General features: G+C 66.1%; 21 protein-coding genes. 12 read left to right on the top strand and 9 right to left on the bottom strand.

All coding sequences use genetic code 11. The annotated features are described in order from the left end of the window. Positions 1 to 102: 102 nt before the first annotated feature. The gene (gene bamA / locus CK944_RS09565; RefSeq protein ID WP_103172834.1) at positions 103 to 2,415 is read left to right on the top strand and encodes an outer membrane protein assembly factor BamA; all 2,313 of its coding nucleotides are present in this window, start codon (positions 103 to 105) and stop codon (positions 2,413 to 2,415) included. After that, positions 2,415 to 3,077: an OmpH family outer membrane protein gene (locus CK944_RS09560; protein ID WP_103172833.1), complete on the top strand. Its 663-nt coding sequence runs from the start codon at positions 2,415 to 2,417 to the stop codon at positions 3,075 to 3,077. The genes bamA and CK944_RS09560 overlap by 1 nt, the downstream gene beginning before the upstream one ends. Here the strand turns inward: CK944_RS09560 and CK944_RS09555 are convergent. After that, the gene (locus CK944_RS09555) at positions 3,049 to 3,987 is read right to left on the bottom strand and encodes a nucleoside hydrolase (protein WP_103172832.1); all 939 of its coding nucleotides are present in this window, start codon (positions 3,985 to 3,987) and stop codon (positions 3,049 to 3,051) included. The genes CK944_RS09560 and CK944_RS09555 overlap by 29 nt on opposite strands. A gap of 112 nt (positions 3,988 to 4,099) precedes the next feature. Between CK944_RS09555 and CK944_RS09550 the strand changes: the two genes are divergently transcribed. After that, complete coding sequence (locus CK944_RS09550; protein ID WP_103172915.1) at positions 4,100 to 5,908, top strand: ABC-F family ATP-binding cassette domain-containing protein; 1,809 nt, start codon at positions 4,100 to 4,102, stop codon at positions 5,906 to 5,908. On the opposite strand, the gene CK944_RS09545 is transcribed toward CK944_RS09550, so the two are convergent. Continuing rightward, complete coding sequence (locus tag CK944_RS09545; RefSeq protein WP_103172831.1) at positions 5,905 to 6,879, bottom strand: putative zinc-binding metallopeptidase; 975 nt, start codon at positions 6,877 to 6,879, stop codon at positions 5,905 to 5,907. The two genes, CK944_RS09550 and CK944_RS09545, sit on opposite strands and share 4 nt — an antisense overlap. Before the next feature lie 262 nt (positions 6,880 to 7,141). On the opposite strand from CK944_RS09545, the gene rplU reads away from it, so the two are divergent. The 4 genes from rplU (at position 7,142) to CK944_RS09525 (ending at position 9,577) form a co-directional block, all read left to right on the top strand. Next, entirely contained in the window at positions 7,142 to 7,504 is a 363-nt protein-coding gene (gene rplU, locus CK944_RS09540) for a 50S ribosomal protein L21 (protein WP_103172830.1), read from the top strand. 12 nt (positions 7,505 to 7,516) lie between these two features. Next, complete coding sequence (gene rpmA, locus CK944_RS09535) at positions 7,517 to 7,789, top strand: 50S ribosomal protein L27 (RefSeq protein ID WP_103172829.1); 273 nt, start codon at positions 7,517 to 7,519, stop codon at positions 7,787 to 7,789. 80 nt (positions 7,790 to 7,869) lie between these two features. Beyond that, entirely contained in the window at positions 7,870 to 8,451 is a 582-nt protein-coding gene (locus CK944_RS09530; RefSeq protein ID WP_239986023.1) for a GNAT family N-acetyltransferase, read from the top strand. Between the two features lie 145 nt (positions 8,452 to 8,596). Beyond that, positions 8,597 to 9,577 carry an LLM class flavin-dependent oxidoreductase gene (locus CK944_RS09525; protein WP_103172828.1) on the top strand — a complete coding sequence of 327 codons (981 nt, stop codon included), beginning with the start codon at positions 8,597 to 8,599 and terminating at the stop codon, positions 9,575 to 9,577. A gap of 72 nt (positions 9,578 to 9,649) precedes the next feature. Here the strand turns inward: CK944_RS09525 and trpS are convergent, their stop codons facing one another. Then, entirely contained in the window at positions 9,650 to 10,684 is a 1,035-nt protein-coding gene (trpS, locus tag CK944_RS09520; protein ID WP_103172827.1) for a tryptophan--tRNA ligase, read from the bottom strand. Between the two features lie 75 nt (positions 10,685 to 10,759). Here trpS and CK944_RS09515 point away from each other — a divergent pair, with 75 nt between their 5' ends. After that, positions 10,760 to 11,461 carry a rhomboid family intramembrane serine protease gene (locus CK944_RS09515; protein ID WP_103172826.1) on the top strand — a complete coding sequence of 234 codons (702 nt, stop codon included), beginning with the start codon at positions 10,760 to 10,762 and terminating at the stop codon, positions 11,459 to 11,461. Here CK944_RS09515 and murJ read toward each other — a convergent pair. The 3 genes from murJ to CK944_RS09500 are packed head-to-tail and all read right to left on the bottom strand — an operon-like array spanning position 11,458 to position 16,986. After that, complete coding sequence (gene murJ / locus CK944_RS09510) at positions 11,458 to 12,987, bottom strand: murein biosynthesis integral membrane protein MurJ (RefSeq protein WP_103172825.1); 1,530 nt, start codon at positions 12,985 to 12,987, stop codon at positions 11,458 to 11,460. The genes CK944_RS09515 and murJ overlap by 4 nt on opposite strands. 4 nt (positions 12,988 to 12,991) lie before the next feature. Continuing rightward, entirely contained in the window at positions 12,992 to 15,748 is a 2,757-nt protein-coding gene (locus CK944_RS09505) for a [protein-PII] uridylyltransferase (RefSeq protein ID WP_371411661.1), read from the bottom strand. 29 nt (positions 15,749 to 15,777) lie between these two features. After that, on the bottom strand, positions 15,778 to 16,986 hold the full coding sequence (locus tag CK944_RS09500) for a penicillin-binding protein activator (protein WP_103172823.1): 1,209 nt from the start codon (positions 16,984 to 16,986) through the stop codon (positions 15,778 to 15,780). 89 nt (positions 16,987 to 17,075) lie between these two features. Here CK944_RS09500 and rsmI point away from each other — a divergent pair, with 89 nt between their 5' ends. Together rsmI and CK944_RS09490 are read left to right on the top strand one after the other, a co-directional pair. Beyond that, positions 17,076 to 17,981 (top strand): 16S rRNA (cytidine(1402)-2'-O)-methyltransferase, encoded by a 906-nt coding sequence (gene rsmI, locus CK944_RS09495; protein WP_103172822.1) that lies wholly within the window; start codon positions 17,076 to 17,078, stop codon positions 17,979 to 17,981. 113 nt (positions 17,982 to 18,094) lie between these two features. Next, positions 18,095 to 18,424 carry a YraN family protein gene (locus CK944_RS09490; RefSeq protein WP_239986022.1) on the top strand — a complete coding sequence of 110 codons (330 nt, stop codon included), beginning with the start codon at positions 18,095 to 18,097 and terminating at the stop codon, positions 18,422 to 18,424. A 75-nt stretch (positions 18,425 to 18,499) separates the two neighbouring features. On the opposite strand, the gene CK944_RS09485 is transcribed toward CK944_RS09490, so the two are convergent. Both CK944_RS09485 and CK944_RS09480 read right to left on the bottom strand, forming a co-directional pair. Then, positions 18,500 to 19,276: an alpha/beta fold hydrolase gene (locus CK944_RS09485; protein ID WP_103172820.1), complete on the bottom strand. Its 777-nt coding sequence runs from the start codon at positions 19,274 to 19,276 to the stop codon at positions 18,500 to 18,502. Further along, a complete protein-coding gene (locus CK944_RS09480; RefSeq protein WP_103172819.1) occupies positions 19,273 to 19,872 on the bottom strand; it encodes a 2-hydroxychromene-2-carboxylate isomerase in 600 nt (199 codons plus the stop codon). The genes CK944_RS09485 and CK944_RS09480 overlap by 4 nt, the downstream gene beginning before the upstream one ends. Before the next feature lie 87 nt (positions 19,873 to 19,959). Here CK944_RS09480 and CK944_RS09475 point away from each other — a divergent pair, with 87 nt between their 5' ends. Then, positions 19,960 to 20,979 carry a ribose-phosphate pyrophosphokinase gene (locus CK944_RS09475; RefSeq protein ID WP_103172818.1) on the top strand — a complete coding sequence of 340 codons (1,020 nt, stop codon included), beginning with the start codon at positions 19,960 to 19,962 and terminating at the stop codon, positions 20,977 to 20,979. A gap of 61 nt (positions 20,980 to 21,040) precedes the next feature. Here the strand turns inward: CK944_RS09475 and purD are convergent, their stop codons facing one another. Beyond that, positions 21,041 to 22,297, bottom strand: a complete 1,257-nt coding sequence (purD, locus tag CK944_RS09470; protein ID WP_103172817.1) for a phosphoribosylamine--glycine ligase — start codon at positions 22,295 to 22,297, stop codon at positions 21,041 to 21,043. A 62-nt stretch (positions 22,298 to 22,359) separates the two neighbouring features. Here purD and xseA point away from each other — a divergent pair, with 62 nt between their 5' ends. Beyond that, complete coding sequence (xseA, locus tag CK944_RS09465) at positions 22,360 to 23,922, top strand: exodeoxyribonuclease VII large subunit (protein WP_103172816.1); 1,563 nt, start codon at positions 22,360 to 22,362, stop codon at positions 23,920 to 23,922. Positions 23,923 to 23,996: the final 74 nt, after the last annotated feature.

Here is a 23,996-nt window from a genome sequence, read left to right as displayed (position 1 = left end):
CGCGATGCGTTTTGACAGGGCAAGCGGATTGATGCACAAGCTTGACACAAAAGAAGGCGCCGAAAAGGGTGCCGTTTCAGGCTGACGACAAGAGGGACAGCAATGACACGGAAACTGGGCAGGGGCGCGGTCGCCCTGGTGACGGCCTTGACGATTGCGGCCCCGGCGGCACTGATCCCCGCGGCGGCTTCGGCCTATGTGTTCAACGACGTGCGGATCGAGGGGTCGCAGCGGGTCGAACCGGCGACCGTGCTGTCCTATGCCAACATCGCGCGCGGCCAGGACGTGTCGGCGGGCGAACTGAACGACGCGCTGCAACGGCTGCAGAATTCCGGCCTGTTCGAGACGGTCGAGATCGTGCCGCAGGGCAATGTCCTGGTGATCCGCGTCAGCGAATACCCCACGATCAACCAGATCAGCTTCGAGGGCAATCGCCGCATCAACGACGAACAGCTGGCCCAGGTCGTGCAAAGCCAGTCGCGCCGGGTCTATCAGCCCAGCCAGGCCATCCAGGACGCCAACAACATCGCCCAGGCCTATGCCGCGCAAGGCCGCTTGGCCGCCCGTGTCGATCCGCGCATCATCCGCCGCAGCGACAACCGCGTCGATCTGGTCTTCGAGGTCCGCGAAGGCAACGTGACCGAGATCGAGCGCATTGGCTTTACCGGCAACCGCGCCTTCAGCGACCGCCGGTTGCGCAACGTGCTGGACACCAAGCAGGCGGGCATCCTGCGCACCTTCATCCGCCGCGACACCTTCGCGCCGGAACGGCTGCAACTGGACGAACAGCTTTTGACCGACTTCTATCGCTCGCGCGGCTATGCGGATTTCCGGGTGCAGGCGGTGGCGCCGGAAATCGCGCGGGAACGCGACGCCTTCTATATCACCTTCAACATCCAGGAAGGCCCGCGCTATCGTTTTGCGCAGGTCAACACCGTGTCGGAAATCCCGGGCGTGGATGCGGCGCCCTTTGCCGCGCAGAACCGCGTGGGCCGGGGCGATGTCTATAACCCCGCCGCCATCGACAACACCATCCGCCGGATGGAAACGATCGCGCTGCAGCAGGGGCTGAACTTCGTCAATATCGAGCCCCGCGTGACGCGCAACCCGCAGAACCAGACGCTGGATTTGACCTTTGCCCTGACGCGCGGCCCGCGCGTCTTTGTCGAACGCATCGACATCGAGGGCAACACGACCACGCTGGACCAGGTGATCCGCCGCCAGTTCAACACGGTCGAGGGCGATCCCTTCAATCCGCGCGAAATCCGCAACGCCGCCGAACGTATCCGCGCACTGGGTTATTTCAGCGACGCGCAGGTCGAAAGCCGCCCCGGCAGCAGCGACGAACAGGTGATCGTCGATGTGAACGTGGAAGAACAGCCGACCGGGTCGCTGTCCTTCGGCGCGTCCTATGGCGTGGCCTCGGGCGTGGGGCTGAACGCGTCCTTGCAGGAAAACAACTTCCTGGGCCGGGGCCAGACGGTCGGGCTGTCGATCTCGACCGCCGATGGCGACCAGTCGTCGTCGCTGACCTTCATTGAGCCTTATTTCCTGGGCCGCGACCTGCGCTTCGGCTTCAACACCTATTACAACGTCACCGAAGGCCTGAATTCGGATTACAATACCCGGTCCGTGGGCGTGCGGCCGTCGATCGAATTCCCGATCTCGCAGAACGGGCGGCTGGAACTGCGCTATCGCCTGTCCAAGGAAACCCTGGGCGGGGTCGAGGAGGACAGCTCGCAGCTGCTCCAGGCCGAGGAAGGGCAGCGCACCACCTCGGCCCTGGGTTACAGCTATCTGTGGGACACGCGCATCACCGGGCTTGATCCGCTGACCAGCTACAAGCTGCGCTTCTCGCAGGATTTCGCGGGTCTTGGCGGCGACACGAAGACCGTCACGACCAGCGGCCTTGCCGGGGTGGAAAGCAATGCCTGGCGCGAGGAAGTGACCCTGCGCGCCGAATTCGAGGCGGGCGCGATCCATTCCTATGACGATTATTCCACCTGGATCCTGGACCGTTATCGCGGCGGCACGCGCATCCGCGGGTTCGAACCCAACGGCATCGGCCCGCGCGACCTGGCGGCCGAGAACGACGACGGCCTGGGCGGCAACTATTTCTGGGTGGTCCGCACCGAGGCGCAGTTCCCCATCGGCCTGCCCGAGGAATACGGCATTTCCGGTGGTCTGTTCGCCGATGTCGGGTCGATCTGGGGCCTGGACACGACAAGCTATGTCAACGATGCCGGCGCCACGGTCAACATAGACGACAGCATGGCCATCCGCGCATCGGTCGGGGCCTCGATCTTCTGGACCACGCCCATCGGTCCGCTGCGCTTCAACTTCTCGAAGGCGGTCAAGAAGGAAGACTATGACGAGGAGCAGAACTTCGATCTGACCATCTCGACCCGGTTCTGATGCGGATCCTCGGCTGGATCGGACTATGCGCGCTGCTTGCCCTGCCAGGCGGCGCCATCGGCCAGCAAATCCCCGAACAGGAACAGCCGGCCGCGCCCGAACTGCCCTCGCGTACGATCCAGACGCCAGCCGATGCCAAGCCGCTGGCGGCGCCGATCCTGACCGTCGATCAGGATGTGCTTTTTGCAACGTCCGACTGGGGCAACCGGACGCAGCGCGTGCTGGAACAGGAAGGCAGCAAGATCGAGACCGAGAACCAGCGGCTTGCAGCCCAGCTTTCGGCCGAGGAAGCGACCCTGACCGAACAGCGCGGCACGCTGGATCCGGCCGAGTTCCGCAGGCTGGCCGAGGCCTTCGATACCCGCGCGACCGAAGTGCGCCGCCAGCGGGCGCAGGTCGTCCAGGATCTGAACGCCTGGGCCGAGGCCGACCGCGCCGCCTTTTATCGTGCCGCGCTGCCCCTGATGGGCGAGATGATGCAGGAACGCAATGCGGTGGCCGTTCTGGACCGCCGCACGCTGTTCGTGTCCATGGATGTCATCGACATGACGCAGGATCTGGTCAAGCGGCTGAACGCCGAACTGGGCGACGGTTCTGGCACCGTGCCCCTGCCGGTCCTGGACGGAAAACAGCCTAGGGCAGGCGCGCCAGGCGATCGCTGAGCAGCGTGAACAGACTGTCGCGGTCCACATGCCGGATGAAGGTGGCATTCGCCGGTCGGTCCGTCACGCGCCACCAGTCCGCAACCGTCATCCCGGTCGTGAACTGACCTGCCGTTTCGATTTCCACATTGATGTGTCGCCCGGTGAACAGGTCGGGACGCAGCAGCCAGGCGATGGCGCAAGGATCGTGCAGCGGGGCGCCCTCGCTTCCGTATTTTCCCTTGTCGAAGCGTTCGAAGAAATCCGTCCAGCTTGCGATGGCGGGGCCGCAGCGGCCGGGCAGGGCACGCATCCGGCCGATCCAGTCGCGCGATGTCAGCGCCTCGTGCGTCACGTCCAGGGGCATCACCACCAGGGGGGCGCCTGCCGCGAAAACCTCGGCCGCGGCTTCGGGGTCGACGAAGATGTTGAATTCGGCGGCGGGGGTGATGTTGCCCACCTCGAAATAGGCGCCGCCCATCAGGACGATTTCCTGGATGCGCCCGATGATGTCCGGGGCTTGGCGGAAGGCTTGGGCGATGTTGGTCAGGGGGCCGATGGGAACCAGCGTCACCGTTCCGGCGGGTTCGCGGCGCAGCGTGTCGATGATGAAATCGACCGCGTGCCCAGGTTGCAGCGCCATCCTGGGCGCGGGCAGTTCGATGCCGTCAAGGCCCGACTTGCCGTGGACATGTTCCGCCGTGACCAGGGGGCGGACCAGCGGCCGGTCGCATCCGGCAAAGACCGGGATGTCGGTCCGGCCTGCCAGTTCCAGGATCTTGCGCGCGTTCAGTTCGGTCAGCGCCAACGGCACGTTGCCGGCAACCGCTGTCAGGCCCAGCACCTCCAGTTCGGGGCTGGCCAGGGCCAGAAGGATCGCCACCGCGTCGTCCTGACCGGGATCGGTGTCGATGATGATCTTGCGGGCCATGCGAACCTCCTGCGGCGTCGCGCCGTTGTGAAAGGGAATGTCCGGCGGTGCAAGCCCCCCATTGGGCGGGGATCCATTGACCGGCCGCCCGCCCCGCGATAGGGGCCGCATCATGGCACGCGCACCCCTTCTTCAACTGTCCGATATTTCGCTGACCTTTGGCGGAAATCCCGTTTTCGACGGATTGTCCCTGACGATCCAGCCCGGCGACCGCGTGGCCCTGGTGGGGCGCAACGGATCGGGCAAGTCGACCCTGATGAAGGTCATGGCAGGCCTGGTCGAGCCTGACCGGGGCGAGGTCGTGGCCGGTGCGGGGGTGACCACCGGCTATATGGAACAGGATCCCGACCTGTCGGATTTTGTGACCCTGGGCGAATTCGCGGCCTCGGGTCTGCCCGAGGCGGAAGCCTACCGTGTCGAGATGGCGGCCGAAGGGCTGAAGTTCGATCCCGCCCGTCCTGTCGCGACCGCATCAGGCGGGGAACGCCGCCGCGCCGCCCTGGCCCGTCTTCTGGCGCAGGCGCCCGAGCTGATGCTGCTGGACGAGCCGACCAACCACCTGGACATCCAGGCGATCGGCTGGCTAGAGGATCACCTGTCCCAGACCCGCGCGGCCTATGTCATCATCAGCCATGACCGCGCCTTCCTGCGCCGCCTGACCCGCGCCACCCTGTGGATCGACCGGGGCGAGGTTCGCCGCCAGGAAAAGGGCTTCGAAGGCTTCGAGGACTGGCGCGAATCCGTCTGGGCGGCCGAGGATGACGCCCGCCACAAGCTGGACCGCAAGATCAAGGCCGAGGCCCGCTGGGCCGTCGAGGGGATCAGCGCACGCCGCAAGCGCAACCAGGGCCGCGTGCGCGCGCTTGCTGCGCTGCGCGCCGAACGCAGCGCCCAGATCCGGCGGCAGGGGACGGCCGCCATGGCGCTGGAATCCGGGCCGCAATCGGGCAAGAAGGTGATCGAGGCCAAGGGCATCGCCAAGTCCTTCGGCGGCCGCGAGATCCTGCGGCCCTTCGACCTGCTGGTGAACAGGGGCGACCGGATTGCCTTTGTCGGGCCGAACGGCGCGGGCAAGACCACGCTGATCAAGATGCTGACCGGGGAAATCGCGCCGGACCAGGGCACCGTGACGCTGGGCACCAACCTGGAACTGGCGGTCTTCGACCAGACCCGTTCGGCGCTGAACCCGGACCAGACCCTGTGGGAATCGCTGACGGGCGATCCCGACATGCGCGTGTCGGGGCGGGCCGATCAGGTCATGGTGCGGGGCCAGCCGCGGCATGTGGTGGCCTATCTCAAGGATTTCCTGTTCGACGACGCGCAGGCCCGCGCACCTGTCCGCAGCCTGTCGGGCGGCGAGAAGGCGCGGCTGCTGTTGGCGCGGCTGATGGCGCGGCCTTCGAACATGCTGGTGCTGGACGAACCGACCAACGACCTGGACGTGGAAACGCTGGATCTGTTGCAGGATCTGCTGGGCGAATACGACGGCACCGTCCTGCTGGTCAGCCATGACCGCGACTTCATCGACCGCGTGGCCGACACCACCGTGGCAATGGAAGGGCATGGTCGCGCGACCGTCTATGCGGGCGGCTGGTCCGATTACCGGGCCCAGCGGGGTGAGGATGCACCTGCCGTCACGGACAACGCCCCCCGAAAGGCCGAGACCGCGCCAGACAGGCCGAAGGCTGCCAAGTCGGGCCTGTCCTTCACCGAGCGACATCGCCTCGACGCGCTGCCCGCCATGATCGAGCGTCTTGAGGCCGAGATCGCCAAGCTGTCGGAATTCCTGGCCCAGCCCGACCTGTTCACGACCGCCCCCGCCAAGTTCCAGAAGGCCACCGAGGCCTTGGCCGAACGGCAGCAGGCCTTGTCCGAGGCCGAGGAGGAATGGCTCGCGCTGGAGGAGAAGGCCTCGGCCTAGGCGCCCCGCGCGGCATGGTTGCTGATCCAGCCATGCGCGAACTTGATCTTTTCCCGGATCTTCGGCGTCAGGATGAAGGGATACAGGTCCGAGTTGTCCAGCGCGCGGTTGATGTCGTTGATGGCGATTGCGACCTCGGCGGCGATGTTCAGCAGATGGTCTGCGTCCGTTTCGGCATAAGGCTGATACCCGTCAGGAACGTTCTTCATCAACAATCCCGCGTTGATGAAGCTGTCGGTGAAATCCACCATGTGCAGCAGATGGGCCACGGTTTCGGCCCAATCCTCGTGCGGGTGCGAGGTCGCATAGGCGGTGATGAAATCCTCTCCCGGATCCTTGGGATTGGCGTAATGTTCCTGGAGCGCGGCGTTGTAGTCCTGGGTTTCATCCCCGAACAGGGGCCGGAATTCGGCCTGGAAGCCCGGCGCGACGGTCAGGCGGTCGAACAGGAAATGCGCCAGTTCGTGCCGGAAATGCCCCACCATCGACCTGTATTGTTCGCCCAGCTGCTGCTGGCGCTGAACGCGGATCAGTTCATCCGCCTCGGTCACGTTGATGACGATCTCGCCGTTGTCGTGGCCCATCATGATCTGCACGGCCCGGCCGCCGCCGGTGTTTTCCGACAGCATCTGAAAGCGGGGCCGCATCCCCTGATCCGCGTCGGTGAACCATTGCCAGTTCGACAGATTGGCCAGCACCCACCGCTTCGCCCGCTCGGCTCTTTCAAGAAGCTGCTGGTTGTCGCCGACATTCAAGGCGGGGACCACATCCGACATGGCGCAGGACCGGCAAAGCGCCTGGCCCGGCGCGGCGACCCAGTTGCACTGGATGGTCTCGCGGTTCGCGCAGGGTTCCCCCTGGTTCAACATGGCCCGGGATTCGGGCTCGTAATAGAGAGAGGCGCCGCAGGCGCAGAACAGGTTCTCGAAATAGACGCGGGCGTCGCAGTCGGGGCAGGTGAAACTCTGCATGATGTGTTTCCTAGGTGGCCGGGGACAAAACCGCATCATCGTCCAAGGTTCCATGCATCTATGGGAATTTCGCGGCTGTGCGATGCTTGACTTGGGGGCGGGAATCCGCCATATCCCCGCCAACCGGCCGGGCGACTGCCCTTGGCCGGTGAGTTATTTTCAATGACATCCCCTTGCCGGGGATGCGCTGTCCGAAGGCGGGGAAACCCGAACGCCGGCTTGATCCGGGGCCGAAGGACGCGGCAACGAAGGAAAAGAAGCGATGTTCGCGGTTCTGAAGACGGGCGGCAAGCAATACAAGGTGCAGGCGGGCGACGTCCTGCGCGTTGAAAAGCTGAATGCCGCGGCTGGCGACAAGGTCCAGTTCAACGAAATCCTGATGGTCGGCTCGACCCTGGGCGCGCCCCTGGTGGACGGCGCCTGCGTGCAGGCCGAAGTGATCGACCAGATCAAGGCCGACAAGGTCATCACCTATGTCAAGCGCCGCCGCAAGCACAGCTCGCAGCGCACGCGCGGGCATCGCCAGCAACTGACCCTGCTGCGTGTGACCGACGTCCTGGCCGAAGGCGCGGCATCGACCGGCGTGAAGACCGCCGTCGGCGCGCGCACCAAAGAAAACGCGTAAGGAGACTGAGCCATGGCACACAAGAAAGCAGGCGGTTCGTCCCGCAACGGTCGCGATTCGGCCGGTCGCCGTCTGGGCGTCAAGCTGTATGGCGGCCAGGAAGCCGTCGCCGGCAACATCATCGTCCGCCAGCGCGGCACGAAATGGTGGGCTGGCACCAATGTCGGCATGGGCAAGGATCATACCCTGTTTGCTCTGACCGACGGGCAGATCACCTTCAAGAAGGGCCTGAAGGGCCGCACCTTCATTTCGGTGGTCCCCGCGACCCTTGAAGCGGCCGAGTAACCCGAGCTTAACATTTCACTGTTACAGGGGGATCGGCGAAAGCCGGTCCCCCGCCTGTTTTCCGGGGAGGGAAGATGGTCATGTCAGCACCCATGCGGGAGGGGACGCGTTTGGACGACCTGAAGATTTCGGACGCCACGCTGAACCAGCCCGTCATCGCCACGGAACGGTTCATCCTGCGCCCCTTGCGTCCTTCGGATGCGGGGATGATCGCCCATTACACCGCCGACAAGCGTGTGGCCGAAGGCACGCGGGCCATTCCCCATCCCCTGCCGCCCGGCGCGTCCGAAGCCTTTGTGGCCCGCGCCTTGTCGGCCGAGCGGACCGAGGATGTCTGGGCCATTGACGGGTCCGCCAACAAGTTGGCCGAACTTCTGGGCGTCGTGTCCCTGACGCGGATGGAAGGCGACCAGTCCGAACTGGGCTTCTGGATCGGCGCGGGCTTCTGGAACACCGGCTTCGCGACCGAGGCCGTGGACGCCCTGGTCAAGGCCAACCCTCACAAGGCCCGCACGCTGTTCGCCGAGGTGTTCCAGGACAACCCCGGCTCGGCACGGGTTCTGACCAATTGCGGTTTCGTTTATCTCGGCGATGCCGAAAGCTGGTCGGTTGCCCGCAATGCCCGTGTTCCGACCTGGACCTATCTGCGCAAGATGGGCTGAAGCACAGGGGGCGCTCGCGCCTCTTGTGGCGTGCCGCGGGCCATTCACCGCCGCCGGATATTTTCGTGAAGAGGAAGCCGGTTGCAGAATCTGCATCTGCCCCGCTTGCATTCATGCGACGAGAGCATAATTCGGCTGCATGAGCATGCCGTATTCCCTTCTCGATCTATCGCCGGTGCCCGAGGGCTTCGAAGCCCGGGACGCCATCCGCAACACGCTGGACCTTGCCGTCAAGGCAGAGGGCTGGGGCTATCGCCGGTTCTGGCTGGCGGAACATCACAACATGCCGGGCATCGCCAGTGCTGCGACGGCGGTGCTGATCGGGCTGGTGGCACAGGCGACATCGCGGATCAGGGTCGGTGCGGGCGGGATCATGTTGCCCAACCACGCGCCCCTGACCGTGGCCGAGGCTTTCGGCACCCTGGCCACTGCCTTCCCGGACCGGATCGACCTGGGGCTGGGCCGGGCGCCTGGCGGAGATGGTGCCGTCATCCGTGCCCTGCGGCGCGATCCGATGGCGGACAGCTTTCCGCAGGATGTGGTCGAACTTCTGGATTACCTTGGGCCGGAACGCCCCGGCGCCGCCGTCCGCGCACTGCCGGGCGAGGGCACGAACGTGCCGGTCTGGATCTTGGGCAGCAGCCTGTTCGGCGCGCAGCTGGCCGCGCATCTGGGCCTGCCCTATGCCTTTGCCAGCCATTTCGCGCCCGGTGATCTGGACCGCGCCATCGCGATCTATCGCGAGCGGTTCCGGCCGGGGCCGTGGAACGACCGGCCGCAGGTGATGCTGGCGATCAACGTCTTCGCGGCCGACGATGCCGAGGAGGCGCGGTATCTGCGCACCTCGATGCAATTGGCCTTCGCACGCTTGCGGACAGGGATGCCCGGCAAATTGCCGCGTCCGGTGCGTGATCTGGATGCCGAGATCGGCCCGCAGATGCGCCGGATGGTCGATGAGGCCTTGAAGATCAGCGCGGTCGGCAATGCCGATGACGTTGGCGTCCAGTTGCGCGATCTGATCGCCACCTATCGCCCGGATGAGGTGATCCTGACCGGCCAGATCCATGACCAGCAGGCCCGGCTGCGCAGCTTCGAGATCGCGGCCGATGTGATGAAGGCGATCTAGCGGACCGGCTTGCACCGGAAAAGTCGATAACGAAAGGCCGCCCCGATCATACGACGGGGCGGCCTTCTTGCGTCAGGGGCGCGTGCGCAGCAGGCCCATGATCTCTTTCGTGCGTTCCAGGATCGGTGTTGCGATCTCGTCCGCACGGACTGCGCCTTGGCCCAGGATGCGGTCGATCTCGGCCGGGTCGGCCATGAAGTCGTTCATCCGCTTCGTGATCGGTTCCAGCGAGGAGACGGCAAGATCGGCAAGCGCGGGCTTGAAGGCGCCGAAGCCCTGGCCCTCGAACCGCGACAGGACAGCGTCGGGGGTCTGGTCGGCCAGGGCGGCATAGATGTTGACCAGGTTGCGCGCCTCGGGCCGGTCCTTCAATCCTTCGGTCGTGCCGGGCAGGGGGTCCGCATCCGTGCGGGCCTTGCGGATTTTCTGGGCGATTGCGTCCGCGTCGTCGGTAAGGTTGATCCGGCTGGCATCCGAAGGATCGGACTTCGACATCTTCTTGCTGCCGTCCCGCAGCGACATGACGCGGGTCGCCACGCCCTCGATCAAGGGTTCGGTGATGGGAAACTGCTCGACGCCGTAGTCGTGGTTGAACTTCGCGGCGATGTCGCGTGTCAGCTCCAGGTGCTGCTTCTGATCCTCGCCCACCGGCACCGCGGTCGCCTGATAGGTCAGGATGTCGGCGGCCATCAGCGCCGGATAGGCCAGCAGGCCCAAGCTGACGTTTTCGGTGTTCTTGCCCGCCTTGTCCTTGAACTGGGTCATTCGGTACATCCATCCGACCCGCGCCACGGTATTGAACAGCCACGCCATTTCCGCATGGGCGGAAACCTGGCTCTGGTTGAACAGGACCGACTGTTGCGGATCGACGCCTGCGGCCATAAAGGCCGCCGCCGCCTCGCGGATGTTGCGGCGCAGGGTTTCGGGTTCCTGCCAGACGGTGATCGCGTGCAGGTCCACAAGGCAATAGATCGTCTCGGCCTCACCCCCCTGAAGGGCCGCGAAGCGTTTCAGGGCGCCAAGATAGTTGCCCAGCGTCAGCCCGCCCGAGGGCTGGATGCCCGAGAAGATGCGCGGTTTGAAACGGGTTTTCGTCGTCTCGGTCATGTCGGGCCTGCTTGGATTTTCGCTGCCAGTGGCTTAGCCCTTGCCCAAAGCGACCGCAACCGCGAAGGAATCCCGATGCGCCAGGCCATGCCCACCTCGCCCCTCAACCCGCTGCCCGTCGTGCTTTGGGCCCTGGCGCTGCCGGCCATCGCGGGCGAGATCGTGTTCCTGCTGGGCCAGACGGGCCTGATCGGCGGGGCGCAGGGCGTGGGCCTGCGGTTGTCGGCCATGCAGATGACCGCCTTTGCGCCCGAGATGGTGCAGCGCATGTGGCAGCTTGGCGCGGTGGATTGGGACCAGGCTTATCGCATCCTGACCTATAGCTTCGTCAATTCGTCCTTCACCCATGCGCTGTTCGTGGTCGTCTTCACGCTTGCGCTTGGCAACATGATCGCGCGAGAGTTCCGCCCCTGGGCAGTCGTCGCGCTGTTCCTGGGTTCGGCGATCGGCGGCGCGTTGGTCTATACGGCGGCGATCTCGGTCCTGCCGGGGCGGCCGGGGCCGCTGATCGGCGGCTATCCGGCGGTCTATGGGCTGGTGGGGGCCTTCACCTTCCTGCTGTGGTCGCGGCTGGGGGCGGTCCAAGCCAACCGGATGCGGGCCTTTACGCTGATCGGGATGCTGCTGGCCTTCCAGCTTGTCTTCGGGATCGTCTTCGGCGGTGCGGGCTATGGCTGGATCGCCGAGATCGCGGGCTTTGGCGCGGGCTTCCTTCTCAGCTTCGTGCTGGTGGACGGGGGCGTGCAGCGGGTGCTGCGCCAGATCCGGGCGCGCTAGCCGCGCCGCACCGCCGCCTTCAGGTCCGACAGGCGATAGGCCCGCGTCGCGAAGCTGAGCGCGAAATAGATCGCGGCCCCGCCGAAGACCAGGATCGCCAGGCCCGAAACGCGACCGATGCCCGCGTCATCCAGCCAGCCCATCATCAGCCACAACGCGCCCGCCATCAGCGCCGATGACAGCACGATCAGCGGCGTCTTGCGGCGCAGGCGATCGTCGGCGCGGGCCGCGTCGCCCATGGCCCGTGTGCCCCACCACAGTTGCGCGACCATGATCCAGGCGGCAATGGTGGTGCCGAGGGCCGCTGCCAGAAAGCCCAGGACGGGCATCAGCCCAAAGGCGACAAGCGCGTTCACCACCATCGACCACAGGGCATAGCGGAAGGGGGTCTTCGTATCCTCGCGCGCGAAATACAGCGGCTGCAGGATCTTCTGCAGCACGAAGGCGGGCAGGCCGAAGGCATAGACGATCAGCGCGCGGGCGGTCTGGGTCGTGTCCTCGGCCGTGAATTCACCGCGTTCGAACAGGGTGCGGACCATGGGTTCCGCGATCACCGCGATGGCGAAGGCGGCGGGCAGGGTCAGGAACAGTCCGAATTCTGTCGCGCGGGAATAGGCGGACTGTCCGCCCGCGTGATCGCCCGCCCGCAACCGGCGCGCCAGTTCCGGCAGCAGGACCACGGCCACCGCTGCGCCCACCACCCCCAGGGGCAGTTGATACAGGCGGTCGGAATAGGACAGCCAGGAAATCGCGCCCTCGAAATGGCTGGCGACCTGGCGGCCCACCAGCAGGTTGATCTGCACCACGCCCCCCGCGAAGGCGGCGGGCAGGGCCACGGCCAGCAACCGGCGCATGTCGGGCGTCAGGCGCGGGCGCTGCGGTCGGAAGGACCAGCCCGTGCGACGGGCGTCCCACCAGACAAGCGCAAGCTGCGCGATGCCCGTGATGGGCGTGGCCCAGGCCAGTGTCAGGCCCACGTCCCAGCCGCGCCACCAGGCAATCGCCATGGCCGCGATGAACAGCAGGTTCAGCAGCACCGGCGCGGCAGCGGCGGCCGTGAAGCGGCCATTGGCGTTCAGCACGCCCGAGATCATCGAGGCCAGCGAGATCAGCAGGATATAGGGGAACATGATCCGGCCGTATTGCACGGCCAGCGGGAAGCGTTCGTCCCCTGCAAATCCCGATGCCATCAGCCAGACCAGCACCGGCATGAACACCATCGCGACGGCAGACAGCAGCAGCACGGTCATCAGAAGGCCCGAAAACGCCTCGGACGCAAAGCGTTGCGCGTCGGCGCGGTCGTCCAGCTTCTTGGAAAACATCGGCACGAAGGCGGTGTTGAAAGCGCCTTCCGCGAAGAAACGGCGGAACATGTTGGGCAGCGACAGCCCCACAAAGAACGCGTCGGCGACAGCCCCGCTGCCCAGCCAGGCGGCCATCAGGATGTCGCGCACGAATCCCGACAAACGCGACACGAAGGTCCAGATCCCTACCGAGAGGAATCCGCGCACCAGTCCCGATTTCATGATTTCAAGCCTCTGCCCGTTTTGCCCCGTCGGCAATAGCCGCGCGCAGCTTCTTTTCCAAGGCGTCGCGCTTGGCCTCGCTGTGCAGCTTCAGGCCGAACATGTCCTTGACATAGAAGCTGTCCACCACCTGCGCCCCGAAGGTGGCGATCACGGCGCTGACGATCTGGATGTGGTTCGCGGCCATGGTCCGGGTCAGGTCGTACAGAAGGCCGGGACGGTCGCGGGTATCGACCTCGATGATGGTATAGATGTCGCTGCCTTCGTTGTCGAAGGTGACATGGGTGGGGAACTTGAATTCGCGCGTGCGCTTCTTGGGCTTGTCGCGGCTGGCAAAGGCCTCTCGCGCGACGATCTCGCCCTTGAGGGTGCGCAGGATCGTCTGGCGCAGCTTGGGCAGGCGATCCTCGGCAAAGGGGCGGCCGTCGGGATCCTGCACCCAGAACACCGCGGTCGCGAAGCCGTCGCGGGTCGTATAGGTGCGCGCATCCACCACATTCGCGCCCATCAGCGTCAGCGCCCCGCAAAGGCGCGAGAAGATGCCCGGGTGGTCGGCCAGGACAAAGGCCGCGCGGGTCGCATCGCGGTCGTGATCGGCGCAGAGGTCGATGCGGATCTCGTCCGGGCCGATGTCGCCCAGCAGTTCGGCGAAGGTCGCCTGCGTTTCGGTGGGCAGGCCCGACCAGTAGTTGTCGTAATGGCGGCCCAGTTCCGCCCGGATCGTCCTGGCCTCCCACCCCTTGGCGACCAGCAGGTGGCGCAGGCTGCGCTTGGCCTCGTTCTGGCGGCGGTCGCGGTTCAGCTCCTCCAGCCCGTTTTCAAGCACCAGGGCCGTTTCGGTATGCAGCTTGCGCAGCAGCGCGGCCTTCCAGTTGTTCCAGGTGCCGGGACCGACCCCGCGAATGTCGCAGACGGTCAGCACCAGCAGCATGTCCAGCCGCCTGCGGGTCTTCACCGCCTTGGCGAAGTCGCGCAGGGTGCGCGGGTCGCCGATGTCGCGCTTTTGCGCCACGTCCGACATCAGCAGGTGATTGCGGACCAGCCATTCCACCGTGTCGATGTCGTCTTGCGGAAAGCCGAAGCGGGCCGCGATCCGACGCGCCAGGCGGGCACCAAGGATCGAATGATCCTCGCGCCGACCCTTGCCGATGTCGTGCAGCAGCACTGCCAGATACAGGACGCGGCGGTTGACGCCGCTTTCCATGATCTCGCTGGACAGGGGCAGGTCCTCGGGATGCTCGCCTCGCTCGATCTCGGCCAGGGCGGCGACGCATTGGATGGAGTGTTCGTCAACGGTATAGTGGTGATACATGTTGAACTGCATCATCGCCACGACAGGTTCGAATTCGGGGATGAAGGCCGCCAGAACGCCCAGTTCGTTCATGCGCCGCAGCCCCCGTTCGGGATTGCCGTGCTTCAGCAGCAGATCCATGAAGATGCGGTTCGCCTCGGGGTCGGACCGCACCTTGTCGTCGATCAGGTCCAGGTTGGCCGCGACCAGCCGCATCGCGTCGGGATGGATCAGCAGGCCGGTGCGCAGCGCCTCCTCGAACAGGCGCAGGATGTTCAGGGGGTCGGCCAGGAATTCGGCATCATCCGCGATGCAAAGGCGGCCATGATTGTCGGTGAAGCCGGGTCTTACCTTACGGCGGCGGCGGAACAGGCGGCCCAGGAACGGGGCGCTGCGGACATGGCGCGCTTCAAGTTCCGTCAGGAAGACCCGGGTCAGTTCGCCCACATGGGTGGCGTGGCGGAAGTAATCCTGCATGAAGTATTCGACGCCGCGCCGGGCCGAGGTATCGCGATAGTCCATGCGCCGCGCGACCTCGACCTGCATGTCGAAGGACAGCACATCCACGGGCCGCCCCGCGATCAGGTGCAGGTGGCAGCGCACGGCCCAGAGGAAATCCTCGGCCTGCCAGAAGGCCAGGTGTTCTTCGCGCGTGAAGACGCCAAGATCGACCAGTTCCACCGCGCGATCGACCCGGTGGATGTACTTCGCGATCCAGTACAGCGTCTGCAGGTCGCGCAACCCGCCCTTGCCTTCCTTGACATTGGGTTCAAGGACGTACCGCTGCCCGCCCTGCCGCTGATGCCTGGCCGAGCGTTCTTCCAGCTTGGCCTCGATGAATTCGGGCACGGTCTTCGAAAACAGTTCCACCCACAGCCGTTCGCGCAGTTCCTCGGCCAGGGGGGCGTGCCCGGCGACCAGCCGGTGTTCCACCAAGGATGTGCGGATGGTCATGTCGCCGGCGCCCAGGCGGATGCAATCCTCGACGCTGCGGATCGAATGGCCGATCTTCAGCTTCAGATCCCACAGGATGTACAGCATGGATTCGACCACGCTTTCGGCCCAGGCGGTGATCTTCCAGGGCGTCAGGAACAGCAGATCCACGTCCGACGCGGGCGCCATCTCGGCCCGGCCATAGCCGCCGACGCCCAGCACAGCCAGACGCTCGGCCTCGGACAGGGATTGCTGGGGGTGCAGCCAGACCGTCGCGACATGATGGGTGGCGATGACGATGCCGTCGGTCAGGGTGGCGATGGCACGGACGGTTTCGCGCGCGGCACGGGGATGGCTGGTCAGGCCCGCCTCGATCGCGCGCATGGCCTCGGCGCGGGCCTCGGACAAGGCGGTGACAGCGCGGGCGCGGATTTCGCGGCGGTCCGTCAGCCCGTGCAGCGCGGCGTCCAGCATGGGCAGGAACGTATGGGGGTCAAAGATGGGATGCGCCCCGGACAGGGCCGGGGCGCTTTGCAGGACTGCCGTATCGGAACGGTCGGCCAAGATCAGAACCCGGCGCCGCCAAAGCCGCGCGGCGCAGGATCCAGGATCACCAGCCGGTTGCCGCGCAGGGTGGCCACCGCCAGGGCGCGTTCGGAGGTGCCGTCCGGCCGCAGCCGGAAGACGCCGCCCACGCCCGAGAAGCCCGCCCGCTGGGTCAGGCCGGTGGTGGTCAGGGCATTGCGCTGTCCGCCGCGCACCAGGGATGCGATGGCTGCGACCCCGTCATAGGCAAGGCTTGCCAGTTCATGCGGCTGTTCGCCATGCGCGTTGCGATAGCGCGCATCGAACTGTGCCCGCAGGCCCTGGTCGGGGATCGCGAACCAGCCTTCCTGCAACTGCGGCAGGCTGGCACGGGCCGGGGGCTGGTCCCAGCGGGTCAGTCCCATCATCTGCGTCACCGGCGACCGGACCCCCGCAGCGGCCAGCTTTTCCGTCAGATAGGGAAGGACGGCCTGGTTGTTGGCGGTCATGAACACGGCATCGACCTGTCCCGACTGCGCCGCATTGGCGATCTGCGGAACCACGGCATCGATGCCGGTGACCGATACGGGATGGTTGATGCGTCCGGCCATGCGCGCGCCATTGCGGGCGATGGCGGTTTCGATCGCGCGCCCGCCAAGCTGGCCCGCGATGTCGTCCTCGGCCACGACATAGACGTTGCGCTTGCCCTGGCGCACCCCATAGCCGACAAGCCGGTCGGCGATATTGGCGAAGCTGTTGCCCAGGATGAAGACGTTGCCGCCCGCGATCTCGGCGTTGTTCGAGAAGGTCAGCACGTTGATGTTGCGCGGCCGCATGGCGTTGCCGACGGCATTGGCGCCTTCGGCAAACAGCGGGCCGACGATGATCTGCGCACCCGCGTCCACCGCCGCGTTGGCCTGGGCCACCGCCTGTTCGGTGCTGGTGCCGGTATCATAGACCCGCAGATCGACGCTGGCGCCCTGTGCGTCCGCCGCAGCCATCCGCGCCGAGTTCCTGAGGCTGCGCGCCAGCCATTCCAGATCGGCCGATCCGCTGCCGCCCGGCACCAGCAGGGCAACCCGGACCGGTTCTCCGGGATTGATCAGGGGGCCGATGGCCGGGCCGCTGGCCTGCTGCGATCCCCCGACCGGGTCGCAGGCCGCAAGAACGAAGGCTGAGATGATGGCGGCGGCACCCGTGACGACGCGGCGCAATCCGGTGGCGGGCCGGGTTGTGGCGGAAACGACCATATGAAACTTCCCTGCTGTAAGGTATCGGCGAGGTGCCGGCAGCCTAGGACCAATGGACCTGCTTGGCAATCAGGCGGAAGGAGAGGACGATGACCGACAAACGCGACGATCCACAGCCGGCCGATCGTCTTTCGGCCCATGTCGAGGCGCCGCGGCTGGAGGGCGGTCTCTATCTGGTGGCGACGCCCATCGGCACGGCACGGGACATCACGCTGCGCGCGCTGGATGTGCTGAACGCCGCCGATGTGCTGGCGGCCGAGGACACGCGCGTGCTGCGGCACCTTCTGGACATTCACGGCATTCCGCTTCGGGGCAGGCGGATCATCCCCTATCACGACCACAACGGCGAACGCGCCAGGCCGGGGCTGATGGCGGCCCTGGCCGAGGGTGCCAGCATCGCCTATGCCTCGGACGCGGGAACGCCGCTGGTGGCCGATCCAGGATACCGCCTCGCCAGAGAGGCCGCCGAGGCAGGCCACCGGGTCCATGCGCTGCCCGGCCCCTCGGCCCCGCTGGTCGCGCTCAGCCTCTCGGGGCTGCCCAGCGACCGCTTCCTGTTCCTGGGCTTCCCGCCATCGACCAAGGGGGCGCGGCTGACATGGCTGCGCGACTGGATGGCGGTCGATGCGACGCTGATCCTGTTCGAAAGCCCCAGGCGCGTTAACCAGACATTGAGAGAGATGTGCGAGGTTGATGCGAATCGCCCTACAGTGGTGGCGCGGGAACTGACCAAGAAGTTCGAAGAGGTGATCCGGGGAACCGCCGCCGAACTGGCGCAGGATCCCCGCATGGCCACCCTGAAGGGCGAGGTGGTGATGCTGGTCGATCGACCGGGCGCGGTCGTCGTGGACGAAGATGCGGTGCGGCGGGCGCTGCAGGCGCGGCTTGGGGCGATGACGGTGAAGGATGCCGTCCGGGAAGTGGCGGCGGAACTGGATATGGCGCGGCGCGATGTCTATCAGATCGCGCTTGGCCTCGACGAAGGCAGGGATTGAAGATGGGTCATGTCGTCAGATCGCTGAACTTGCCGGGCGCAGGGCCGGTGCAGCCCCGAGAGGTATCATCGGCGCGCAGGACAAGGGGCCGGATGGCACACCTGTCTGGGGTCATGGCCGAGGACAGCGTGGCGCGGCTGCTGGAAGGGCGGGGAATGACGATTCTGGCACGGCGTTGGCGGGGCAAGGCGGGGGAAATCGACCTTGTCGCCAGCCAGGGGGCTTGCCTGGTGTTCGTCGAAGTCAAGCAGTCGGCCACTCACGAGGAGGCTGCCCTGCGGCTGGGTTCGGCGCAACAGGGCCGCATCATGCGTGCGGCACTGGAGTACTGCGACAAGGCGGGCTGGGACTTGCTGCCGGACATGCGCTTCGATGCGGCACTGGTCGATGGTCAGGGCCGTGTCGACATCATCGAGGGTGCTTTCGAGGAAAGCTTTGCCTGACGTAGTACGGGTTCCGAAAGGCCAAGATGCCGAAGGTGTCCGGTGGGTCAGGAACAATGCACAAGGTCGGCGTCTTCAGGCGCGATCCAGGTTCAAGCCGATCAGCCCGGCGGTCTGATCGGGATGGGTCAGGGGCAGCATGTGTCCTGCATCCGGCACGACCGCCCGTCCGACATCCGCAAATCGCGCGGCCAAGGCATCGGCGATGCGGTGGATGACCCCAGGGGATTTCTCGCCTGCAATGATCAAGACCGGCGCATCGATGGACTCCAGCCCACCCTCGCGCAGAATGCCTGCCCGGTCTTTGGCCAAAGTCGCATCCGTATCGACCACCAGACCGATCTGTTCGGTCATGGTCTGCTGCGCAGAGGGCGGAAGGGTATCGAAGGGCTGGGCGCCCCAGATGTCGATAAAGCCGCGTGCGGCATCGCTGGCGCGCCCATGGATCAGGTGATCGGACATGACATTGTCACGGGCTTCCTGTTCGGCATCCGGGGCGGCGGCAAACAATACGGGTTCGATCAGCGTCAGGCTGCGCACGGCATCAGGCGCGGCGACCGCGATGCGCAGGGCGACCGTCGCGCCCAGGCTGTGGCCGATCAGATCGAGCGGTCGGTCGATGAAGCTGGCGGCAATCCGCGTCACGGCCGTGTGGAAATCGGGGCCGTCGGCCTGCGGCGTCCAGGCACCGCTGCGGCCGTGGCCGGGCATGTCGAAGCCCGTCAGGTCGAGACGGCCGTCAAGCCGCTTGGCGATCGGTCCCCAATAGGCCGCGTTTCCCATCATGCAATGCAAGGCCAAGGCCGGACGATCCTTGTCCCCGGGCCAGTGCCGCTTGTGAATGCCGGTCATAGTGCGGCCAGGTGACGATCAAGGAAATCCAGACGGTCCTGTCCCCAGAACTTCTGCCCGCTTTCCTGCACGACATAGAAGGGGGAACCAAAGACCCCGGCTTCCACCGCCTGTTCCAGGTTGCGGCCATAGGTTTCGGCGCCCACGAACAGGCCCTTGTCGACCAGGGCCGGATCGAAGCCGTGCCGGCCCAGGATATCGCGAAGCACTGCGTCATCGCTGATGTCCCGATCCTCGGCCCAGACGGCGCGCAGGATGGCTTGCACCAGTCCGCCCAGATCGCCGCCGCCCGTTTTCTGCGCCGCGATGATGGCATAGGATGACGGCGCCATGTTCACCGGCCAGAAGGCGGGCTTGATGTTCAGCGCCATTCCAAGATGGTCTGACCAGCGGGATAGTTCCTGGGCGCGGTATTCCATACGGCTGGCATGGCGATTGGCCGGGCGAACCCCGCCCGTGCGATCGAACAGTTGCAGGATGTCCAGCGGCTTGTAGGTGATCTTCGCCCCATGGCGTTCGGCGATCCGTTCCAGCCGGTCGCCCGCCAGATAAGCCCAGGGGCTGATCGTCCCCAGATAGTAGTCGATATTGGCCATGAAGACGGTCCTTCGCGATTTGCCCGCAGGCTAACCGGGTGGTAAGGCGGGCGCAATCTGGCGAATCCCCCGAAAAAGGCCCCATCCATGCCCGTCATGACCGAACCCAAGCTGATTTCCGGCAATGCAAACCGGACCCTTGCCGCATCCATCGCGCGGCGGATGTCGATGCACCGGGGCATGAATGTCAGCCTCTGCGATGCGCGGGTCGAGCGGTTCAACGACCAGGAAATCTTCGTCGAGGTCTATGAGAACGTCCGCGGCGAGGACATGTACATCATCCAGCCCACTTCGAACCCGGCCAACGACAACCTGATGGAGCTGATGGTCATGGCGGACGCGCTACGCCGGTCCTCGGCCGCGCGGATCACGGCGGTGATTCCCTATTTCGGCTATGCCCGGCAGGATCGCCGCGCGAAGGCCCGCACGCCGATCAGCGCCAAGCTGGTGGCGAACCTGCTGACCGAGGCCGGGATCGACCGCGTGCTGACGCTGGATCTGCACGCAGCCCAGATCCAGGGCTTCTTCGACATCCCGGTGGACAACCTTTATGCCGCCCCGGTCTTTGCCCTGGACGTCCAGCATCACTTCCGTGGCCGCATGAATGACCTGATGGTCGTATCGCCTGACGTGGGGGGCGTTGCCCGTGCGCGGGAACTGGCGACCCGGATCGGAGCGCCGCTGGCCATCGTGGACAAGCGCCGGGAAAAGGCGGGCGAGGTGGCCGAGATGACCGTGATCGGGGACGTGGAGGGCAAGGCCTGCATCATCGTGGACGACATCTGCGACACGGCGGGCACGCTGGTGAAGGCCGCGCAGACCCTGACCGACAGCGGCGCGACCGAGGTTCACGCCTATATCACCCATGGCGTCCTGTCCGGCCCCGCGGTCGAGAGGGTCAGCAAGTCCGTGATGAAATCGCTGGTCATCACCGATTCGATCCAGCCGACCGATGCAGTGAAAACGGCACCGAACATCCGCATCGTGCCAACCGCTCCGATGTTCACGCAGGCCATCCTGAACATCTGGAACGGCACGTCGGTCAGCAGCCTGTTCGAGACCGATACCCTGCTGCCGATCTATGAAGGACTGTATTCCAGTCTGTGAGGATGGCGCGTGTTGCCCCGTCGGATGCCTCCGGCGGGGATATTTGCGCACAGAAGATGGGTCAGAGCGCGCGCCAGCCGATGTCGCGGCGGCAAAAACCCTGCGGCCAGTCGATCGCATCGACCTGGGCATAGGCACGGCGATGGGCTTCGGCAAGCGTCGGGCCGCGCCCGGTGCAGGTCAGGACGCGGCCGCCGGTTGCGATGATCTGCCCGTCCTTCGCGGCGGTCCCTGCGTGGAAGGTCATCTCGAAGCTGGTTTCGGAAAGGCTGTCCAGTCCCTTGATGGTGCTGCCTTTCTGGTAGGAGCCTGGATATCCCTCGGCCGCCATGACCACGGTCAGCGCGTGGTCGTCGGCCCAGTTGACCGATGTTTCGGACAGGCGCCCCTCGGCGCAGGCCAGAAGCAGGTCCAGAACCTGCGCGCCCAGCCGCATCATCAGGACCTGGCATTCGGGATCGCCGAAGCGGACATTGTATTCGACCAGTCGTGCTTGCCCGTCTCGGATCATCAGCCCGGCGTAGAGGACGCCCTGGAAGGGCATTCCGCGACGTTCCATTTCCGCGACGGTGGGGCGCACGATCCGCGCCATCACCTGGTCCTGCAGCGCCTGGGTCAAGACGGGGGCGGGGCTATAGGCGCCCATGCCGCCAGTGTTCGGGCCTGTGTCGCCATCGCCCACGCGCTTGTGGTCCTGCGCGGTTCCGATGGGCAGGCAGTCGGTGCCGTCGCACAGGATGAAGAAGCTGGCTTCCTCGCCCGCCATGAATTCCTCGATCACCACCGACATGTCGCCGAATTCGCCGTCGAAGATGGCGTCGATGGCCTGATGCGCCTGGTCGACTGTTTCGGCCACGGTGACGCCCTTTCCGGCGGCCAGGCCATCGGCCTTGACCACGATGGGCGCGCCCTGGGCGGTGACGTAATCGCGGGCGCTGGTTGCATCGGTGAAGCGGGCCCATGCGGCCGTGGGGGCCCCGCAGGCATCGCAGATTTCCTTGGTGAAGGCCTTCGAGGCTTCCAGTTGCGCGGCGGCCTGGGAGGGCCCGAAGACCAGGAAGCCCGCATCGCGCAGGGCGTCGGACACGCCGGCGGCCAGGGGTGCCTCGGGTCCGATCACGACGAAGTCGATGGCGTTTTCCTGCGAAAATTCCAGGACTTCGGCGCGAGACAGGATATCCAGGTCGGCGCATTCGGCGACATTGGCGATGCCCGCATTGCCCGGCGCGACGATCAGGCGGTCGCATTTCGGGTTCTGCCGGATCGCCCAGGCCAACGCATGTTCGCGCCCGCCGCCGCCGAGGATCAGGATGTTCATGGGCCGCCCTTTCGCTTCTGGTCGCGGCGTTCTAGTGTGGCGCGGCGAAGGGAACAAGCCGCATGGATTTGCTGGAAGACGCGCCGGGCAGCAACGCCCATGAATTCACGGTTTCCGAACTGTCGGGCGCGGTCAAGCGCAGCCTGGAAGATCAGTTCGGCCGCGTCCGCGTGCGCGGAGAAATCGGGCGCGTGTCGCGGCCGTCCTCGGGGCACCTGTATTTCGACCTCAAGGACGACCGGTCGGTGCTGGCCGCAGTGACCTGGAAGGGACAGGCGGCCAAACTGGCGCAACGCCCAGAGGAGGGAATGGAGGTCATCGCCACGGGCCGCATCACCACCTTTCCCGGCCAGTCGAAATACCAGTTGATCGTGGACCAGATCGAGCCTGCGGGCCTTGGCGCGCTGATGGCGATGCTGGAAAAGCGCCGCCAGGCGCTTGCCGCCGAGGGGCTGTTCGACGAAGGGCGCAAGCGCCCGCTGCCGGCATTGCCGCGGGTGATCGGGGTCGTGACCTCGCCTTCCGGGGCGGTGATCCGCGACATCCTGCACCGGCTGCGCGAGCGCTTTCCGACGCGCGTCGTGATCTGGCCTGTGGCCGTCCAGGGCGAGGGGTGCGCCCCCCAGGTGGCCGCCGCGATCCGGGGTTTCAACGACTTGGCCGTGGGCGGGCCGATCCCGCGCCCGGATCTGCTGATCGTCGCACGCGGGGGTGGCAGCCTGGAAGACCTGTGGGGCTTCAACGAGGAAGCGGTGGTTCGCGCCGCCGCCGAAAGCCGGATCCCGCTGATTTCCGCCGTGGGGCATGAAACGGACACGACGCTGATCGACTTCGCATCCTACCGCCGGGCGCCGACACCGACTGCGGCGGCCGAGATGGCGGTGCCGGTGCTGGCGGACCTGGCCGCCCGGCTGGCAGAATCGCAGGCTCGGCTGACGCGCTGCGCAACGGTTCACGTCGAACGGCCCCGCCAACGTCTGCGCGACCTTGCCCGGGCGCTTGGGCGGCCCGCCGCGCTGACCGAAGGCGCACGGCAGCGGCTGGACCTGTGGGCGGGGCGGCTGGACCCGGCGTTGCAGGGGCTGATCCGGGCGCGCCGGCATCAACTGGCGGTCCGGCCGATGCCGGTCGCGTTGCTGCGCCGCTTCATGGACGGCAAGGGCCACACGCTGCACCGGCTGGAGCATCGGCTGGATGCGGCGGCAACGCGCCGCCTGGAACGGCGGCGCGACCGGATGACAGCGCTGCAGGAACGTCTGGATGCCTCGCTGGCGCGGGTCATGGCGACGACCCGGCGGGCGATCACCGTCCAGGACCAGAGGCTGGCCGACTTGTCGCGGCGGCTGGATCTGGCCGTGCAGCGTGCCGTCCGCAGCCGCAACGATGCCCTGCAACGCGTGGACCGGATGCGGCAGTCGCTGGGCCACGAGGAAACCCTGAAGCGTGGCTTCGTGATCGTCCGGGGACCGGAAGACAGCGTTATCACATCGATCGAAGACGCGCGGCACCATGCCCGGCTGGAACTTCAGTTCGCCAATGATCAGAAACTGCCGGTTCGCCCCGAAGGTGCCCCGCCAAGGCAAAGTCGGAAGCCCCGCCAGCCGGAACAGAAGTCCCTTTTCTGACCTTCATTCTGGTCGAAAACCCGGGGTGCGCGGTCGGTTCGGGAACCAAAAGGCGACGGGTCAGGGCCGTGCTT

It is taken from the genome of Paracoccus sp. SY, from assembly GCF_002901215.1.
Taxonomy (GTDB): domain Bacteria; phylum Pseudomonadota; class Alphaproteobacteria; order Rhodobacterales; family Rhodobacteraceae; genus Paracoccus; species Paracoccus acridae.
Note: the sequence above shows the minus strand (reverse complement) of the source record. Positions and strands in the feature narration are given on the sequence as shown.

Coding starts and splice junctions, on each gene's coding strand:
- CK944_RS09560 (WP_103172833.1), top strand. CDS start 2,415: ATGCGGATCCTCGGCTGGATCGGACTATGCGCGCTGCTTGCCCTGCCA.
- CK944_RS09550 (WP_103172915.1), top strand. CDS start 4,100: ATGGCACGCGCACCCCTTCTTCAACTGTCCGATATTTCGCTGACCTTT.
- CK944_RS09485 (WP_103172820.1), bottom strand. CDS start 19,276: ATGACCGGCATTCACAAGCGGCACTGGCCCGGGGACAAGGATCGTCCG.
- murJ (WP_103172825.1), bottom strand. CDS start 12,987: ATGAAATCGGGACTGGTGCGCGGATTCCTCTCGGTAGGGATCTGGACC.
- rsmI (WP_103172822.1), top strand. CDS start 17,076: ATGACCGACAAACGCGACGATCCACAGCCGGCCGATCGTCTTTCGGCC.
- trpS (WP_103172827.1), bottom strand. CDS start 10,684: ATGACCGAGACGACGAAAACCCGTTTCAAACCGCGCATCTTCTCGGGC.
- purD (WP_103172817.1), bottom strand. CDS start 22,297: ATGAACATCCTGATCCTCGGCGGCGGCGGGCGCGAACATGCGTTGGCC.
- CK944_RS09475 (WP_103172818.1), top strand. CDS start 19,960: ATGCCCGTCATGACCGAACCCAAGCTGATTTCCGGCAATGCAAACCGG.
- xseA (WP_103172816.1), top strand. CDS start 22,360: ATGGATTTGCTGGAAGACGCGCCGGGCAGCAACGCCCATGAATTCACG.
- CK944_RS09525 (WP_103172828.1), top strand. CDS start 8,597: ATGCCGTATTCCCTTCTCGATCTATCGCCGGTGCCCGAGGGCTTCGAA.
- CK944_RS09530 (WP_239986023.1), top strand. CDS start 7,870: ATGTCAGCACCCATGCGGGAGGGGACGCGTTTGGACGACCTGAAGATT.
- CK944_RS09500 (WP_103172823.1), bottom strand. CDS start 16,986: ATGGTCGTTTCCGCCACAACCCGGCCCGCCACCGGATTGCGCCGCGTC.
- CK944_RS09480 (WP_103172819.1), bottom strand. CDS start 19,872: ATGGCCAATATCGACTACTATCTGGGGACGATCAGCCCCTGGGCTTAT.
- rpmA (WP_103172829.1), top strand. CDS start 7,517: ATGGCACACAAGAAAGCAGGCGGTTCGTCCCGCAACGGTCGCGATTCG.
- CK944_RS09515 (WP_103172826.1), top strand. CDS start 10,760: ATGCGCCAGGCCATGCCCACCTCGCCCCTCAACCCGCTGCCCGTCGTG.
- CK944_RS09545 (WP_103172831.1), bottom strand. CDS start 6,879: ATGCAGAGTTTCACCTGCCCCGACTGCGACGCCCGCGTCTATTTCGAG.
- CK944_RS09490 (WP_239986022.1), top strand. CDS start 18,095: ATGGCCGAGGACAGCGTGGCGCGGCTGCTGGAAGGGCGGGGAATGACG.
- bamA (WP_103172834.1), top strand. CDS start 103: ATGACACGGAAACTGGGCAGGGGCGCGGTCGCCCTGGTGACGGCCTTG.
- CK944_RS09555 (WP_103172832.1), bottom strand. CDS start 3,987: ATGGCCCGCAAGATCATCATCGACACCGATCCCGGTCAGGACGACGCG.
- rplU (WP_103172830.1), top strand. CDS start 7,142: ATGTTCGCGGTTCTGAAGACGGGCGGCAAGCAATACAAGGTGCAGGCG.